Here is a 16,067-nt window from a genome sequence, read left to right on the forward strand (position 1 = left end):
CCGGCACCGGCACGGACACCGGCCCCGGTGGGCACGCCCCCGCCCGCCGCACCGCCGCGTCGCGCGCCGCCGGCGTCGACACCCGTGGGAGGCCGCGATGAAGGCACTGGTCACCCGGCTCGACAGCTTCGGCGACGTACTGCTCGCCGGTCCCGCCGTACGGGCCGTCGCCGCCCGCGCCGACCACGTCACCCTGCTGTGCGGACCGCGCGGCGCCCCCGCCGCGCGCCTGCTGCCCGGCGTGGACGAGGTCCTGGTCTGGGACGCCCCGTGGGGCGGATTCGAGCCGCCCGGCGTCAGCCGGGACGACATCGACGCCCTCCTGGACCGGATCGACGCCGACACCGCGCTGATCCTCACCTCCTTCCACCAGTCCCCGCTGCCCACCGCCCTGGTCCTGCGCCTGGCCGGCGTCCGGCACATCGCCGCGGACAGCGAGGACTACCCCGGCTCCCTGCTCGACCTGCGCCACCGGCGCGCCCCCCACGCCCACGAGGCCGAGGCCGCCCTCGACCTCGCCGAGGCGGCCGGATTCCCGCGGCCCGACGACGGGCGGCTGCGGGTGCACCCGCCACCCCCCGCCGGCGACCTCACCGGACCCGGGCCGTACGTGGTCCTGCACCCCGGCGCCAGCGTGCCCGCCCGCGCCTGGAGCCCCGATCGCAGCGCCGAGGCCGTGCGCGAACTGGCCGCCGCCGGGCACCGCGTGCTGGTCACCGGCGGCCCCGACGAGCGCGACCTCACCGCCCACGTCGCGGGCGCCCACGGCACCGACCTCGGCGGACGCACCGAGGCGCCGGAACTGGCCGCCGTCCTCGCGGGCGCCGGTGCCGTCGTCACCGGCAACACCGCGCCGGCTCACCTCGCCGCCGCCGTCGGCACCCCCGTGGTGTCCCTGTTCGCGCCGGTCGTACCGGCCGAGCGCTGGCGGCCGTACGGCGTCCCCTACGTCCTCCTCGGCGACCAGGACGCGCCCTGCGCCGACAGCAGGGCCCGGGACTGCCCCGTCCCCGGCCACCCCTGCCTGAACACCGTCACGGCCACCGACGTGGCGGCCGCCGTCGAGAAACTCCTGGGGGAGGCATGAGGATCCTCATCTGGCACGTGCACGGGTCGTGGACCACGGCCTTCGTGCGGGGCCCGCACACCTACCTCGTCCCGGTCACCCCCGACCGCGGGCCCGACGGCCTCGGCCGCGCCCGTACCTGGGACTGGCCCGACTCGGTGGTCGAGGTCCCACCGGAGAAGCTGCGGGAGGAGGACATCGACCTGGTGATCCTCCAGCGCCCCCACGAACTCGGCCTGGTCGACCGGTGGCTGGGCCGCCGCCCGCCCCTGGTCTACCTCGAGCACAACGCCCCCGGCGGCGACGTGCCCGACACCCGTCACCCCGCCGCCGGCATCCCCGGCGCCACCCTCGTCCACGTCACCCACTTCAACCGGCTGATGTGGGACAGCGGTCCGGCCCCCGCCACCGTCATCGAGCACGGCATCGTCGACCCCGGCCACCGCTGGACCGGCGAGCTGGACCGGGCGGCCGTCGTCGTCAACGAGCCGATCCGGCGCGGCCGCACGACCGGCACCGACCTCCTGCCCGCGTTCTCCCGCGCCGCCCCGCTCGACGTGTTCGGCATGCGCACCCGGGGACTCGCCGAGCATCTCGGCCTCGACCCCGCGCGCTGCCGCACCCGGGACGTCGTCCAGAGCGAGCTGCACACCGAGCTCGCCCGCCGGCGCGTCTACGTCCACCCCGTCCGCTGGACCTCCCTCGGCCTGTCCCTGCTGGAGGCCATGCACCTGGGGATGCCCGTGGTCGCGCTCGCCACCACCGAGGTGACCGAGGCCGTGCCCCCGGGCGCCGGAATCGTCTCCAACCGCATCGACGTACTGACCGACGCCGTACGCGACTTCGTCGCCGACCCGCTGCTTGCGCGGACGGTCGGCGAGGGTGCCCGTGCGGCGGCCCTGTCCCGCTACGGGCTGTCCCGCTTCCTGGACGACTGGGAGCGGCTGCTGAAGGAGGTGACCCGATGAGGATCGCCATGGTGTCCGAGCACGCGAGTCCGCTGGCCGCGCTCGGCGGCGTCGACGCCGGTGGACAGAACGTCTACGTGGCCCGTCTCACCGAGGAGCTGGCCAGGCGCGGCCACGACGTCACGGTCTACACCCGCCGTGACTCGCTGGACCTGCCCGACCGGGTGCCGCTGCCCGGCGGCGGCACCGTCGAGCACGTGCCGGCCGGTCCCGCCGAAGTCGTCCCCAAGGACGACCTGTTCCCGCACATGCCGGCCTTCGGCGCCCATCTGGCGCGCGCGTGGAGCCGGGAGCGCCCCGACGTGGTCCACGCCCACTTCTGGATGTCCGGCCTGGCCTCCCAGGCCGGCACCGGCCCGCACGGCATACCGCTCGTGCAGACCTTCCACGCCCTCGGCACCGTCAAGCGGCGCCACCAGGGCATGCGGGACACCAGCCCGCACGAACGCATCGGCATCGAGCGGCAGATCGGCCGCACCTGCGAACGGGTGCTGGCCACCTGCACCGACGAGGTCGTCGAACTCGGCGACATGGGCATCCCGCCCCGGCAGGTGTCCGTCGTGCCCTGCGGTGTCGACGCCGAGCAGTTCCGTCCCGGCGCCGCCTCCGGCCGCACCCCCGCCCGACGGCAGCGGCACCGTCTGCTGGCCTGCGGCCGCCTCGTCCCCCGCAAGGGCTACGACCGGGCGATCCAGGCGCTCGCCGACGTCCCCGACACCGAACTCCTCATCGCGGGCGGCCCGCCGTCCGACGCCGTGGAGGCAGATCCCGAGGCCCAGCGGCTGACCGCGCTCGCCCGCCGCGCCGGCGTCGCCGACCGGGTCCGGCTGCTCGGCGCGGTCGACCCGCGCGACATGCCCGCCCTCATCGGCAGCGCCGACCTGGTCCTGTGCACCCCGGTCTACGAGCCCTTCGGCATCGTCCCGCTGGAGGCCATGGCCTGCGGTGTGCCCGTCCTCGCCACCGACGTCGGCGGCCACCGCGACTCCGTCGCCGACGGCGTCACCGGCCGCCTCGTCGCCCCGCAGGACCCGGACGCGATCGCCGAGGCCGCCTGCGAGCTCCTCGCGGACGAGGAACTGCGCCGCCGGTACGGCACGGCCGGCCGCGAACGCGTCCTCAGGCACTACACGTGGCGGCGCGTCGCCGACGGCGCCGAACAGGTCTACCGCCTGACGCTCGCCGACCACGCCCTGTCCAAGGAGGTCGCGTGATGACCGTCCACCCGCCCGTCGTCGGCCACTGCGACGAACTCGAGTCGGCGCTGGCCGCGTTCCGTACCTCCGCGCACGTCACCGAACGCTGGGGCGAGCGGCTCGCCGCCGTCCTGTCCGGCGGCGGGCGACTGCTCGCCGCCGGCAACGGCGGCAGCGCCGCCCAGGCCCAGCACCTCACCGCGGAACTCGTCGGCCGCTACCGCGACGACCGGCCGCCGTTCTCCGCGATCGCCCTGCACGCCGACACCTCCAGCACCACCGCGATCGCCAACGACTACGGCGTCGACGAGGTGTTCGCCCGCCAGGTGCGCGCCCACGGCCGCGCGGGCGACGTCCTGATGCTGCTGTCGACCAGCGGCGCCAGCGCCAACCTGCTCTCCGCCGCCGACGCGGCCCGCGCCGCCGGAGTCCGGGTCTGGGCCCTCACCGGCTGCGCCCCGAACCCGCTCATGGCGGGCAGCGACGAGTCGCTGTGCGTGGACGCCCCCGCCACGGCCACCGTCCAGGAGATCCACCTGGTCGCCGTGCACATGATCTGCGCGGCCTTCGACGCCGCCCTGGAACGGGGCGTGCGCGGCAAGAGGACACGGAGGTGACGCGCCGCACGGCCGGCCGGGCCCCGCTGGTGGTGGTCGGCGACGCCCTGCTGGACCGCGACCTGACGGGTTCGGCCGACCGGCTGGCCCCCGACGCGCCCGTACCCGTCGTGTCCGGGTGCGCCGAACGGGTACGGCCCGGCGGCGCCGCACTCGCCGCCTACCTCGCCGCCCGCGACGGCCGCGACGTCACGCTGATCACGGGGCTCGGCGACGACCCCGCCAGCCGGATCCTGCGCGGACTGCTCGCCCCGTGGCTGACGCTGGTCGCCCTTCCGCTGGCCGGCACGCTGCCCGAGAAGACCCGCGTGCTCGCCCAGGACCGTCCCGTCGTCCGCCTCGACCGCGGCGGCGGCCGGGCCCGCGAGGCCACCGACGAGGCCCGGTCCGTGCTGCGGTCCGCCCGGGCCGTGCTGGTCTCCGACTACGGCCGCGGCACGGCGGACGCCCTGCGGGACGTCCTGTCCGCCCGCCCGCCCCTGGTCTGGGACCCGCACCCGCGCGGGGACGTCCCGGTGCCCGGCACCCGCCTGGTGACGCCCGCCGAGAAGGAGGCGCACGGCTTCGCCTCCCCGGACGGCGCGGCCGGCGGCGGCCTGCGTGCCGCCGCGCACCACGCCGCCGCGCTGGTGCGCGACTGGCGGGTGGCCGCGGTGACGGTGACCCTCGGTTCGCGCGGCGCCCTGCTGTCCTACGGGGAGCACCCGCTGCTCGTCCCCGCGCCGGCCTCCCACCACGGTGACTCCTGCGGCGCCGGCGACCGGTTCGCCGCGACCGCCGCCGGGCTGCTCGCCGACGGCGCGCTGGTGGGGGAGGCCGTCGAGGGCGCGGTGGGCGCCGCGACGGAGTTCGTCGCCGCGGGCGGCGCAGGCGCCCTGCCGCCCGCCGGCTCCGGCCCGGCACCGGCCCCCGGTTCCGACACCGGCGACCCGCACGCCCTGGCCGCCCGTGTGCGCGCCCGGCACGGCACCGTCGTCGCCGCGGGCGGCTGCTTCGACCTGCTGCACGCCGGACACGTCGGCCTGCTCCAGGCCGCGCGGCGACTCGGCGACTGCCTGGTGGTGTGCGTCAACTCCGACGCCTCGGTACGGCGCCGCAAGGGCGACGGCCGCCCCGTGAACCCCCTCGCCGACCGCGTCCGCGTCCTGCGCGCCCTCGCCTGCGTCGACGCGGTCGCCGTGTTCGACGAGGACACCCCGGAACGCCTCCTGGGCGACCTGCGCCCCGACGTCTGGGTCAAGGGCGGCGACTACGCGGGCGCCGACCTCCCCGAGGCGGCCCTGCTCCAGGAGTGGGGAGGCCAGGCGGTCCTGCTGCCGTACCTGGACGGCCGCTCCTCCACGGCCCTGATGGCCCGTGCCGCGGAGGGAGTCCGGTGAGCGGCCCCACCGCACCCCGCTCCCCGGCCCCGCCGTCCGCCGGGGGACCGGTGACCGGAGACCCCGTCCACCCGGCGCCCACCGCGCCGGACGCGTTCGGCGGCGGGACGCGGGGGCGGCCGAGGGTCCTGGTCCTGCGGGCCCTCGGGCTAGGGGATCTCCTCGCCGCTGTCCCCGCGCTGCGCGCCCTGCGCCGGGCGTACCCCGGTCACGAGCTGGTGCTGGCCACCCCCGCCGAACTGGCGCCGGTCGCCGCGGCGACCGGCGCCGTGGACCGGGTGCTGCCCGCCGCCGAGCCCGGCCGGGCCGTGCCGCGCACCCTCGACTGGACCGGCCCGCCCCCCGACGTCGCCGTCGACCTGCACGGCAACGGACCTCCCAGCCACCGGCTGCTGATGAGCCTGCGCCCACGGGAGCTGCTGGCGTTCGCCCACCCCGGCACCCCGGAGGTCGAGGGCCCGCCCTGGTACCCGGACGAACACGAACGCGACCGCTGGTGCCGGCTCCTGACGGCCTACGGCATCGACGCCGACCCCGCCGACCTGCACCTGCCCCGCCCGCACACCCCTTCACCGGCGCCCGGCGCGACCGTCCTGCACCCCGGCGCCGGCGCCCCCTCCCGGTGCTGGCCCGTCGAGCGGTTCGCCGCCGTCGCCGAGGCGCTGCGGGCCCGCGGCCGTCGGGTCGTGGTCACCGGAGGAGCCGACGAGGGCGACCTCGTGGCCCGCCTCGCCAAGCTCGCCGACCTGCCCGACGCGGACGTCTTCGCCGGCGGCCTGCCCCTCGACCGGCTCTCCGCCCTGCTGGCCGCCGCCCGCGCCGTGGTCAGCGGCGACACCGGCGTCGCCCACCTCGCCGTCGCCCACGCCGTACCCTCCGTCACGCTCTTCGGCCCCGTCCCGCCCAGCCGCTGGGGCCCGCCGGACCACTTCCGCCACCGCGCCCTGTGGCACCCCGGTCCGGACGGCGACCCGCACGGCCACGAGACCGACCCCGCGCTGCTGCGGATCGGCACCGACGAAGTCCTCGAGGCGCTCGACGCCCTGGACCCCCTCTGCGAGGCACCATGAACCACGGCACCCACCGCGGCACCGGCCACGCGCCGGACGACGGCGCCGGCCACGGCGCGGACCGGGACGCCGGCCGCACGGCGCGGCGGGACGCCGGCCGGGCCGCCACGGGCACCCGGGAACGGCCGCACACCGACCCCGCGAGGCACGCTCCCGTCGGCGTCGTCATCGCCACCCGCAACCGCTCCGCGAGCCTCGCCGTCACCCTGCGCCACCTGCTCGCGCTCCCCGAGCGGCCCGAGGTGCTGGTCGCCGACAACGCCTCCACCGACGACACCCGCGCGATGCTCGCCCGCGACTTCCCGCGGGTCCGCGTCCTCGCGCTGCCCCTCAACCGCGGCGCCCTCGCCCGCACCCACGCCGTCCGCGCGCTCGACACGCCGTACGTGGCGTTCAGCGACGACGACTCCTGGTGGGCGCCCGGCGCCCTCGGCACCGCGGCCCGCCTGTTCGACGAGCATCCGCGGCTCGGCCTGCTCTCCGCCCGCACCCTCGTCGGCCCCGCCGAGGACCCCGACCCGCTCGACGACGTGCTCGCCGGCTCCCCGCTCGGCCGGGCCGCCGACCTGCCCGGCACCCAGGTGCTCGGCTTCCTCGGCTGCGCCGCCGTCGCCCGCCGCGAGGCCTATCTCGACGCGGGCGGCTACCACCCCCTGCTGTTCTTCGGCGCCGAGGAGACCCTCCTCGCCTACGACCTCGCCGCCCGCGGCTGGGGCGTAACGCACTGCCCCGAGGTGGTCGCCCACCACCACCCGGACCCCGGCCCGCGCACCGGCCGCCCCGTCGTCGTCCGGCGCAACGAAGTCCTCACCGCCTGGCTGCGCCGGCCCCTGCCGCACGCCCTGGCCCGCACCCGTGCCCTCGCCGCCGATGCCCGCCGCGACCCGCACGCCCGCCGGGCGCTGCGCGAGACGCTCACCCGCCTGCCCTCCGCACTGCGCGCCCGCAGACCCCTGCCCCCGCACGTGGAACGGGGCGCCCGCCTCCTTGACGGAGCGACCTCATGACGGACCCCCGCACGACCGTCGTCGTCATCACCCACAACCGGTGTCCCGAACTCCTGCACACCCTGGACCGCCTCGCCGAACTGCCGGAGAAGCCGCCGGTGATCGTCACCGACAACGCCTCCACCGACGGCACGGCCGCCGCCGTCGCCCGCCACCACCCCGAGGTACGGCTGCTGCGCCCCGGCCGCAACCTCGGCGCCGTCGGCCGCAACCTCGCGGTCGGCCGGGTCCGCACCCCCTACGTGGCCTTCTGCGACGACGACTCCTGGTGGGCGCCGGGCTCGCTGTCCGGGGCCGCCGACCTGCTCGACCGGTACCCCGCGGTCGGCTCGGTCACCGCCCGCATCGTCGTCGAGCCGGAGGGCACCGAGGACCCGATCGTCAGGGAGCTGCGCGACTCGCCCGTGCCCCGCCCGGACTGGCTCCCGGGACCGGCGCTCGGCTCCTTCCTGGCCGCGGCGACCGTCCTGCGCACCGACGCCTTCCGCGCCGCGGGCGGCTTCCACCCCCGCCTGTGGCTGGGCGGCGAGGAGGAGCTCCTCGCCGCCGACCTGGCCGCCGACGGCTGGTGGCTGACGTACGACGACGACCTGACGATCCATCACCGACCGTCCGAGGTGCGGGACTCGACGCTCCGGCGGGCGCACGGCATCCGCAACACCCTGTGGTTCACCTGGCTGCGCCGCCCGGCCGGACACGCCCTGCGCCGCACCCTGCACCTGGCCCGGACCGTCCCGCGCGACACCGCGTCGCTGCGGGCCTTCGCCGAGGCGGCGGCCGCCCTGCCGTGGGTCCTGCGCGAACGCCGGGTGCTGCCCGCCGAGGTGGAGGCGCGCCTGCGCGCCCTGGAGCCGGCCCAGCGCGCGTCGACGGCGCGCAGTTACACGGGCTGAGGACCACGCGCACCCGGCCCCCGCCGAGGGGACGGGAGGCCGGTTGCGCGTGCGGCGCCGTACGGGAAGCCCGGACGCCGGCGTCAGCCGTGCGAACACCGGAGCAGCCGCCGGAGCACCGCGAACAGCGCGAGCGGCCACACGGCGGCGAACGCCCAGATCACGGCGGGTTCGGAGGTGACGACGCCGGTCACCATGAGGGTCACGGAGAGGGCGAGCAGCAGGAAGACCGTCAGGGTGCGCGGACGGTAGGACGCCAGGCGCGTGAGGTCGGGACCGCGGCGCAGCCGCAGGGTGCGCAGCCGCCGGTCGAGCCGGCGGTCGCGGCGCAGGGCCCGTTCGACCTCGTCGAGTATGCGCTGTTCGTGATCGGGGAGCCGGCCGATGGTCACGATGATTCCTCCTGGGCGCGGACCGACCGTCACCGGGTGCCCCTCGGCGCCGGGGTCAATCGGCCGGCCGCACTCCCAGTGCCGCCACGAGACCGTCGGCGCCGTCCGGTCGCGCGTCCGCCCGGAATCCGGCGCCGATCCGCCGGGCGGCCTCCCGCCCGTCGGTGAGGCACCACTGCCACCAGCGGTCCAGCACGTCCGCCCCCAGCCGTTCGGCGGCCACCAGCGCGGGCCAGCCGCAGGCCCGGGCCTGCGCCGTCACCTTCGCGCCGCCCGCGACCGGATCCACCGCGAGCGCCGGCGTCCCGGCCCGCAGCGCCAGCACCAGCCCGTGCAGCCGGTCGGTGACGACCAGGTCGAGCCGGGACAGGACGGCCTCCAGCTGGGCCGGTGTGCCGCACAGCCGCCAGTCGTGCGCGTCCAGACGGGTCTCCAGTTCCAGGCGCGCGCAGTCACGTGCCGACAGCCAGCGGGTCACGCCCGCGGCGACCTGGTCGTGCCGCCGCTGGGGCCCGTACTCGTGCTGCCCGTGCGTGAGCACCACCCCGACGACGGGACGGGCGGGCAGGGCGGGGGCGCGGGCCGCGAGGTCGAGGGTCGGCTCGCGGCCGGCGGCGTCCCGGGCGAGGACGCGGTGGAAGCCGGTGACGGCCGGGGAGCCGGGGTCCACGACGGAGACGCCCACCGCGATCCGCACGCAGTGCGCGAACCGCCGGTGCAGTTCCTCGACCTGCGGCCCGTGCGCCGGCCCGCACACGAACACCAGCTGGGAGTAGGCCGCCGGGTCCACGTCGGCGAAGTGCCGCGCGTCCGCCCGGAACCCGGGGCTCCATACGACGTCGTGAGGGAGTCCCGCGTCCCGCAGCACCTCCTCGACCCGGTGCAGCGCCAGGACGTCCCCGGCGGTCGCCTCCCCGTCCAGGAAGCTGAACCACCCGGTCACCAGCACCCGTCCCGGCCCGCCCCGGCCCCCGGGGCCCTCGCGTGCGCCGCGTCCGTCCGGTCCGTCGTGTCCGCCCAGTCCCTGCACAGTGGCCCCGGGTGCCCGGCCGGCCGGAGGACAACCGCCGGGTCCCCCGTTCGCCCCACTTCCCTCCGGCATCTAGGACAGATGCTGACCGCCTGGGACGCTACGGTGCGGGCATGACGTCCAAGGCATCCACGACGGCCCCCGTGCTCGGCATCCGCGCGCTCAACCGCGCGACGCTCGCCCGGCAGCTCCTGCTGCGCCGCGCGCCGATGTCCGCCGAGGACGCGGTCGCGCACCTCGTCGGCCTCCAGGCCCAGAACGTGAAGCCCCCGTACTACGCGCTCGCCGCCCGCCTGGACGGCTTCCGCCCCGGGGACCTGGCCGCGCCGATGGCCGACCGCCGGGTCGTCCGCATCGTCACCCTGCGCTCGACCATCCACACCCACACCGCCGACGACGCCCTGACCCTGCGTCCCCTGGTGCAGGCGGCCCGGGACCGCGAGCTGCGGACCTTCCGCAAGGGGCTGGCGGGAGTCGACCTGGACCGGCTCGCCGTCGTCGCACGCGAGCTGGTGGAGGCCGAACCGCGCACCATGGGGGAGCTGCGGCAGGCGCTGCTCGCCGAGTGGCCCGACGCCGACCCGCAGGCCCTGTCCGTCGCGGCGCGCTGCCGGCTGCCGCTCGTGCAGGTGACCCCGCGCGGACTGTGGGGCCGCAGCGGCCAGGTCACGCTCACCACCGCCGAGCACTGGCTCGGGCGCCCCGCACGCCCGGTGCCGGCCCCGGACGACACCGTGCTGCGCTACCTCGCCGCCTTCGGCCCGGCGTCCGTGAAGGACATGCAGGTGTGGGCCGGTCTGACCCGGCTGCGGGACGTCTTCGAGCGGCTCCGTCCCGGGCTCGTCACCTTCCGGGACCCGGACGGCACCGAGCTGTTCGACCTGCCCGACGCGCCGCGCCCCGGCCCGGACACCCCGGCCCCGCCGCGCTTCCTGCCCGAGTTCGACAACCTGCTCCTCTCCCACGCCGACCGCTCCCGCGTGGTCCCGCCGGAGCACAAGGGCCGTACCTGGCGGGGGAACATGGCGTACCGCACCCTGCTCGTCGACGGCTTCGTGGCCGGACTGTGGAAGCTCGAGGACGGCGCCCTCGTCGTCGAGGCGTTCGACCGGCTCACGGCAGCCCGGCGGGACGAGGTCCTGGAGGAGGGAACGCGGATGCTGGCGGTCATGCACCCCGGGGAGGGTCACGACATCCGGTTCGGGACCGTGCGCGGCTGACCGGGGGCGCCGTCCGGCGGGCATGGAGAGGGGGCGCTGCGGGCCGCTCGTGGTGGCTCGCAACGCCCCCCGGTCTTGCACCTGAGGGATGCTCAGGAGTCCTGCTGGGGCGGGGCTACGAGGTGACCTGCGCGGTCACCAGGTCCGAGAAGGTGGTCAGCCGGGTGTAGACCCCCGGGTAACCGGCTCGGGCGCAGCCCTCGCCCCAGGAAGTAATCCCTGCCAGGACGCCCCCCACGAGGAGGGGACCGCCGCTGTCGCCCTGGCAGGTGTCCACGCCGCCGGAGGTGTATCCGGCGCAGACCATGTCGCTCGCGACGAAGTCGGAGCCGTAGGAGGTGCGGCAGCCGCTGTCGGACACGACCGGCACGGTCGCGGTCCGCAGCTGGTTGGAGGAGCCGCCGTTCTCCCGGGTCGTCCCCCAGCCGAGGACGCGGGCGCCGGTGCCGGCCGCGTAGACGGAGGTGTCCGAGGAGGAGACGTACGTCGCCGGTGTGTACGGCATCGGCGTCGACAGGGTCAGCACGGCCACGTCGTCGCCGTCGGTGGCGTCGGTGTACCCCGGGTTCACCCAGATCCGGCTGACCCGGGCGACCGTGCCGTCGGTGCCGTTGAGGTAGGTGCGCCCGCCGACGACGCGCACGCTGCGGGTGGTCTCGCCGGTCATGCAGTGGGCGGCCGTGACCACCTTGGTGGGGGAGACGAGGGTGCCGCCGCAGAACTGGTCCTGGGAGGCGTCGGTGATCTGCATGACGAACGGGTACGCGGCGGTCGTGGTGGTCGTGCCGCCGACGACCGGCTGGGGTGCGGCGCCGGCGGCGGGGGCGGTCAGCAGCGCGGTCGCGGCGGCGGCCGCGGTGGCCAGGGCGGCGGTGACCGATCTTGCGCGAGTGAGCTCGAACATGAGTCTCCTCAGGTTGCCGGTGGGGGGTCGCACGGGCGTGGGGGGAGCACGGGGGTCTCGGGACAGACCCCCGTATGCCCGGGCGAGCGGCACGCCCTCACGCTAGAACCGGCGGCACCGGCCGCCCAATGAGGGAAGCCCCTAGGGGAGTCGGGCAGGGATAACCCTCGGTGAGTCCCCGTCAAACCCGCCGTCCCGGCCTCGGCACCGGTCTCCTCCACGGACGTGCCGCGGGGCGGACCGGTTCTGCTTGACAGCGACCGGCTAACGGCATTAGCTTCTAGCTAACAACGTTAGCCATTCGGAAACCGGGGGATGTCATGACCGAGTACCTTGCCGTCGACGGCGGCACGCTCGCATACGAGGTGGCGGGGACCGGGCCCCTGATCGTCCTCGCCCACGGCGTGGGCGACAGCCGTGCCGCCTACCGTGCCGTGATGCCCGCCCTGGTGGCGGCGGGCCACCGGGTCGCCGCGGTCGACCTGCGCGGCTGCGGCGAGTCCAGCACCGACTGGCCGGCCTGGAGCCGCACCGACATCGCCGGCGACCTGCTCGCCGTGATCCGCCACCTGGGCGGGCCGGCCGTCGTCGTCGGCCACTCGGTCTCCGGCGGCGCCGCCACCATCGCCGCCGCACAGGAGCCCTCACTGGTCACCGCCGTCGTCGAGCTCGCGCCGTTCACCCGCAAGCAGTCGATCCGCCTCGGCGACCTGCGGGTACGGCGCTTCAGGCGGGGCATGCTGCGGCTGCTCGGCGCGGGTGCGCTCGGCAGCCTGCCGCTCTGGCGCTCATACCTCGACGAGGCCTACCCCGGCGTCAAGCCGGCCGACTGGACCGAGCGCCTCGGCCGTTTCGACGCCTCGCTGCGCGAACCGGCCCGTATGAAGGCCATGCAGGCCATGGGCCGCAGCGCCCCGGTCGACGCGGGGGCGCGGCTCGCCGACGTCCGGTGCCCGGTCCTGATCGTGATGGGCACGCTCGACCCCGACTGGGCCGACCCGCACGCCGAGGGCTCGGCGATCGTCGACGCCCTGCCGCCCGGCCTCGGCCGGCTCGAGATGATCGAGGGCGCCGGGCACTACCCGCACGACCAGTTCCCCGACCAGGTGGTGGCGCTCACCCTCGGTTTCCTCCGCTCGGACGCCGCCCGCGCCTGAGCCCGCCCCGGCCTCCGACGGCCGGCCGGCTAGGCCTTCCGGCCCGCCGCCAGCCTGACGATGTCGACCCGGGACCGGATCCCGAGCTTGCGGTAGACCCGGGTGAGCGTCGCCTCCACCGTCTTGACACTGACGAACAGGCGGGCGGCGATCTCCCGGTTGGTGGCCCCCTCCATGACGAGCGACGCCACCTGACGCTCCATCGCGGCCAGACCCGCCAGGCAGTCGGGGGCGGCGGCGGGCCGCGCGGGTGCCGGTTCGGCCGCGGCCGCCCGCGCCGCGACGGCCGCCTCCACCTGCCGCAGCCAGGGCAGCGCACGGCAGCGCCGGAAGAGCCGCGCCGCCTCGTCGTACGACGCCTGCCCCGGCCCGTCCGCCCGCAGCTCCGCCAGGGCGAACGCCGCCCGTGCCTCCTCCAGTCCGAAGCCGAGCTCGCCGAGCCGGTCCCGTGCCGACACCAACCGCGCGACAGCCGAGCGGTGTTCGCCCCGCGCCGCCCGCAGCCGGGCCTCCGCCCGGTCCAGCACGGCCAGGACGCTCCCGCGGCCCAGCCGCAGCGCGTGCGCCCGCGTGACCTCGATGACCTCCTGCGCCTCGGCCGGCTGCCCGGTCCGGACCAGCGCCTCCGCGAGATCGCCCTGCCACCGGCCGCGCGCCGGGTCGGTGATGCCCGCGCCGGCCTCCAGCTCCCGTACCCGGCGCAGCGCGTCGACGGCCGCCGGGGCGTCGCCCACCACCAGGTGGGCGTGGCCGAGCACGGCCAGCGCGCGCGAGAGGTACACGGCGTCGCCGTCCTCCTCGGCCCGCCGGACCGCCTCCCGGGCCAGCGTCAGCGCACGCTCCACGTCCCCGCCCGCGGCCTCCGCGAGCGCCGCCTGCATCGCCCCGGCGGCCTCGCCGATGCCCGCGTCCCGCGCCAGCGTCAGGCTCTCCCGGGCCAGTTCCAGGGACCGGCCGCAGTGCCCGGCGTGCAGTTCCGTCTCGGAGAGGAAGCGCAGGTAGTGCAGCTCGCTCTCGGCCATGCCGCGCCGCCGCACCTCGCGCAGCAGCCCGGTGGCGGTGGTCCGCGCCTCGGTCAGCCGGTCGCTCATCACCAGCCAGCGGAACCGGGTCGAGCCCGCCCCGTTGTGGTGGCACGCCACCCTCGGGTCCTGCGGCTCCTGCCGCGCCCGCTCGATGGTCGTGGGCGCGTCCGGATGCCCCATCAGGGTCTCGGCCTGGGCCTGGAACGCGAGCGCGAGCAGCTCGGTGCTCCGGTCCCCGGCCCGCGCCGCCAGCCGGGCCGCGTGCGCCGCCTCCTCCCGGCCCTGGGCGAAGTCGCCCTGCACCACCAGGCCGCGCCAGGCGAGCTGGTAGTGGACCAGGGCCAGCAGCCGCGGGTCGTCGCCCGCGTCGGCGAGGGCCTGCGGGAAGACGACGTCGACGTCGCCGATGGCCTGCCCGGCCGCCTCGATGACCACCATCCAGGCCCGCACGCGCTCGCCCGGCGCGGTGGCCCGGGTCAGCACCTCGCGGGCGACGTCCCGGGCGAGGTCCACCTCGCCCGCGGTGATCGCGTCCTCGGCCGCCTGGAGCCGCCGTTCGTCCGGCCCCGGCTCCCCGTCCGGCGGGGTGTGCCGGGCCGCCAGCAGCCCCAGCGAGGCGGCCACCGACGGCGCGCCGCGGTCCCGGGCCAGCGCGGCGGCCTCCGCGAGCCGCGCGGCCACCTCCGGGTCGGTACCGGTCGTCGCCAGGGCCAGGTGCCGGGCGCGCTCGATCGGGTCGGACGCCGCCGTGGACAGCGCGGCGTGCGCGGCCCGCCGGTCCGGCGCCGGCGCCTCGGCGTACAGCGCGGCCGAGATCAGCGGATGCGCGAACCGTACGGTCGGACCCTCCGGGTCGGTCGCCAGCAGGCCCAGCGCGGCCGCCTGGGCGGTCTCGGCCTCGGCGTCGGCCCGGCCGGCCGCGTGCAGCAGGGCCGGGGTGGGCCGGGCACCCGCGCTGGCCACCAGCAGGGTGCGGCGGGCCTCGTCCGACAGCATGTCCAGGCGGCTGAGCACCAGCGCGCGCAGCGAGGTCGGCACCGGCAGCGGCTCGCCCGGCCGGGGCGGGGTGGGGCTCTCGGCCAGGGCGCGGCCCAGTTCCAGCGCGAACAGCGGGTTGCCGCCGCTGGTGCGGTGGATGTCGCGGACCGTGGAACGGGGCAGGCCGGAGTAACCGCGCTGGTCGAGCAGCGCCGACACCTGGGCGCGGGTCAGCGGTTCGAGGCGTACCGCGAGGGTGTCCGGCGGGGAGGCCCGCAGGTGACGGTCGTACTCCTGCCCGTCGGTCCGCACCGCGCACAGCAGCCGCACCGGGGTGTCGCCCAGACGGCGGGCGGCGAAGCCGAGCAGTTCGGTGCTGGCCGGATCCAGCCACTGCAGGTCGTCGGCGACGATCAGGACGGGGCCCTCGGCCGCGAGGGCGCGCAGCGCGGACAGCACGGCCAGGCGCAGCGCGAGCCCGTCGCGCTGGAGCGTGGACTCGCCGCGGCCGGTGAGGGCCGACTCCAGCGCGGTGCGCTGCGCGGCGGGCAGGGCGCCGGACACCTCGTCCAGTACCGGGCCGAGGAGGTCGGCGAGGGCCAGGAAGGGAAGATGGGATTCGGACTCCGTGGCCGAGCAGCGCAAGACGGTGCGTGCGGAGCGGCCGTATTCGGCGGCCAGTGTCCGCAGTACGGCCGACTTTCCAATTCCGGCGGGGCCGTGCAGGAGCACACTGCCCCCTCGGGCGAGCTGCTCACGGGCCGCGCCGAAGGGTTCCTCCCGGCCGATGACCAGGTCGGAGCGGCACCCGGCAGGCTCCGTGAAGTCCCGTTCCACGGTGACCGCTCCCCTCCGCGTGTCGTGTCCGGGCCAATATTAGGCATCGGGGCAATGAATAACGGGAGGGCGAGGAGGTGAGGGAAATAACAAGGCGGTGAACACAGAATACAAAGCCCCCCGGAAAGCCCACCGGTCCCACCACCCACCACCTCCCCCGGAAGCCCGCACCGGCCGCCTGGGAGCACCGGGCCCCGGGCGACGCAGGGACACCGGAACCCGGGCGACCTCTTCCAGGCGCCCGCACCAGCCCCCCAGGGGCCACCGGAACCCGCCGCGACCTCTTCCGGGCCCCCGCACCAGCCCCCAAGGGGCGCGGGGAACTGCG

Annotated in this window: 14 protein-coding genes; 10 read left to right on the forward strand and 4 right to left on the reverse strand. The window is 76.8% G+C overall.

Annotation, left to right across the window (positions count from 1 at the left end; all coding sequences use genetic code 11):
- Positions 1 to 97 precede the first annotated feature (97 nt).
- From ACFWJB_RS12395 to ACFWJB_RS12430, 8 genes are read left to right on the forward strand one after another with little or no spacing between them, the layout of a single operon-like run.
- Entirely contained in the window at positions 98 to 1,087 is a 990-nt protein-coding gene (locus ACFWJB_RS12395; RefSeq protein WP_386921995.1) for a glycosyltransferase family 9 protein, read from the forward strand.
- Entirely contained in the window at positions 1,084 to 2,034 is a 951-nt protein-coding gene (locus tag ACFWJB_RS12400; protein WP_386921997.1) for a glycosyltransferase, read from the forward strand. Before ACFWJB_RS12395 ends, ACFWJB_RS12400 begins: the two co-directional genes overlap by 4 nt.
- Positions 2,031 to 3,248 carry a glycosyltransferase gene (locus ACFWJB_RS12405; protein ID WP_385459575.1) on the forward strand — a complete coding sequence of 406 codons (1,218 nt, stop codon included), beginning with the start codon at positions 2,031 to 2,033 and terminating at the stop codon, positions 3,246 to 3,248. Before ACFWJB_RS12400 ends, ACFWJB_RS12405 begins: the two co-directional genes overlap by 4 nt.
- Complete coding sequence (locus ACFWJB_RS12410) at positions 3,248 to 3,847, forward strand: SIS domain-containing protein (protein ID WP_385459573.1); 600 nt, start codon at positions 3,248 to 3,250, stop codon at positions 3,845 to 3,847. Before ACFWJB_RS12405 ends, ACFWJB_RS12410 begins: the two co-directional genes overlap by 1 nt.
- Entirely contained in the window at positions 3,844 to 5,226 is a 1,383-nt protein-coding gene (gene rfaE2, locus ACFWJB_RS12415) for a D-glycero-beta-D-manno-heptose 1-phosphate adenylyltransferase (protein WP_385459571.1), read from the forward strand. Before ACFWJB_RS12410 ends, rfaE2 begins: the two co-directional genes overlap by 4 nt.
- Positions 5,223 to 6,296: a glycosyltransferase family 9 protein gene (locus tag ACFWJB_RS12420; protein WP_386922000.1), complete on the forward strand. Its 1,074-nt coding sequence runs from the start codon at positions 5,223 to 5,225 to the stop codon at positions 6,294 to 6,296. Before rfaE2 ends, ACFWJB_RS12420 begins: the two co-directional genes overlap by 4 nt.
- Positions 6,293 to 7,303 carry a glycosyltransferase family 2 protein gene (locus ACFWJB_RS12425; RefSeq protein WP_386922002.1) on the forward strand — a complete coding sequence of 337 codons (1,011 nt, stop codon included), beginning with the start codon at positions 6,293 to 6,295 and terminating at the stop codon, positions 7,301 to 7,303. Before ACFWJB_RS12420 ends, ACFWJB_RS12425 begins: the two co-directional genes overlap by 4 nt.
- Positions 7,300 to 8,196, forward strand: a complete 897-nt coding sequence (locus ACFWJB_RS12430) for a glycosyltransferase family 2 protein (RefSeq protein ID WP_386922004.1) — start codon at positions 7,300 to 7,302, stop codon at positions 8,194 to 8,196. The genes ACFWJB_RS12425 and ACFWJB_RS12430 overlap by 4 nt, the downstream gene beginning before the upstream one ends.
- Before the next feature lie 83 nt (positions 8,197 to 8,279).
- Here the strand turns inward: ACFWJB_RS12430 and ACFWJB_RS12435 are convergent, their stop codons facing one another.
- Together ACFWJB_RS12435 and ACFWJB_RS12440 are read right to left on the reverse strand one after the other, a co-directional pair.
- Entirely contained in the window at positions 8,280 to 8,588 is a 309-nt protein-coding gene (locus tag ACFWJB_RS12435) for a DUF3040 domain-containing protein (protein WP_385472889.1), read from the reverse strand.
- A 55-nt stretch (positions 8,589 to 8,643) separates the two neighbouring features.
- Positions 8,644 to 9,531 (reverse strand): polysaccharide pyruvyl transferase family protein, encoded by an 888-nt coding sequence (locus ACFWJB_RS12440; RefSeq protein WP_386922006.1) that lies wholly within the window; start codon positions 9,529 to 9,531, stop codon positions 8,644 to 8,646.
- 200 nt (positions 9,532 to 9,731) lie between these two features.
- On the opposite strand from ACFWJB_RS12440, the gene ACFWJB_RS12445 reads away from it, so the two are divergent.
- Complete coding sequence (locus tag ACFWJB_RS12445) at positions 9,732 to 10,838, forward strand: winged helix DNA-binding domain-containing protein (RefSeq protein WP_386922008.1); 1,107 nt, start codon at positions 9,732 to 9,734, stop codon at positions 10,836 to 10,838.
- A 115-nt stretch (positions 10,839 to 10,953) separates the two neighbouring features.
- Here the strand turns inward: ACFWJB_RS12445 and ACFWJB_RS12450 are convergent, their stop codons facing one another.
- Positions 10,954 to 11,742: a S1 family peptidase gene (locus ACFWJB_RS12450; protein ID WP_386922010.1), complete on the reverse strand. Its 789-nt coding sequence runs from the start codon at positions 11,740 to 11,742 to the stop codon at positions 10,954 to 10,956.
- A 320-nt stretch (positions 11,743 to 12,062) separates the two neighbouring features.
- Here ACFWJB_RS12450 and ACFWJB_RS12455 point away from each other — a divergent pair, with 320 nt between their 5' ends.
- On the forward strand, positions 12,063 to 12,899 hold the full coding sequence (locus tag ACFWJB_RS12455; protein ID WP_386922012.1) for an alpha/beta fold hydrolase: 837 nt from the start codon (positions 12,063 to 12,065) through the stop codon (positions 12,897 to 12,899).
- A gap of 29 nt (positions 12,900 to 12,928) precedes the next feature.
- Here ACFWJB_RS12455 and ACFWJB_RS12460 read toward each other — a convergent pair whose 3' ends face one another.
- The gene (locus tag ACFWJB_RS12460) at positions 12,929 to 15,739 is read right to left on the reverse strand and encodes an AAA family ATPase (protein ID WP_386922014.1); all 2,811 of its coding nucleotides are present in this window, start codon (positions 15,737 to 15,739) and stop codon (positions 12,929 to 12,931) included.
- Positions 15,740 to 16,067 lie beyond the last annotated feature (328 nt).

It is taken from the genome of Streptomyces sp. NPDC127100, from assembly GCF_042724095.1.
Taxonomy (GTDB): domain Bacteria; phylum Actinomycetota; class Actinomycetes; order Streptomycetales; family Streptomycetaceae; genus Streptomyces.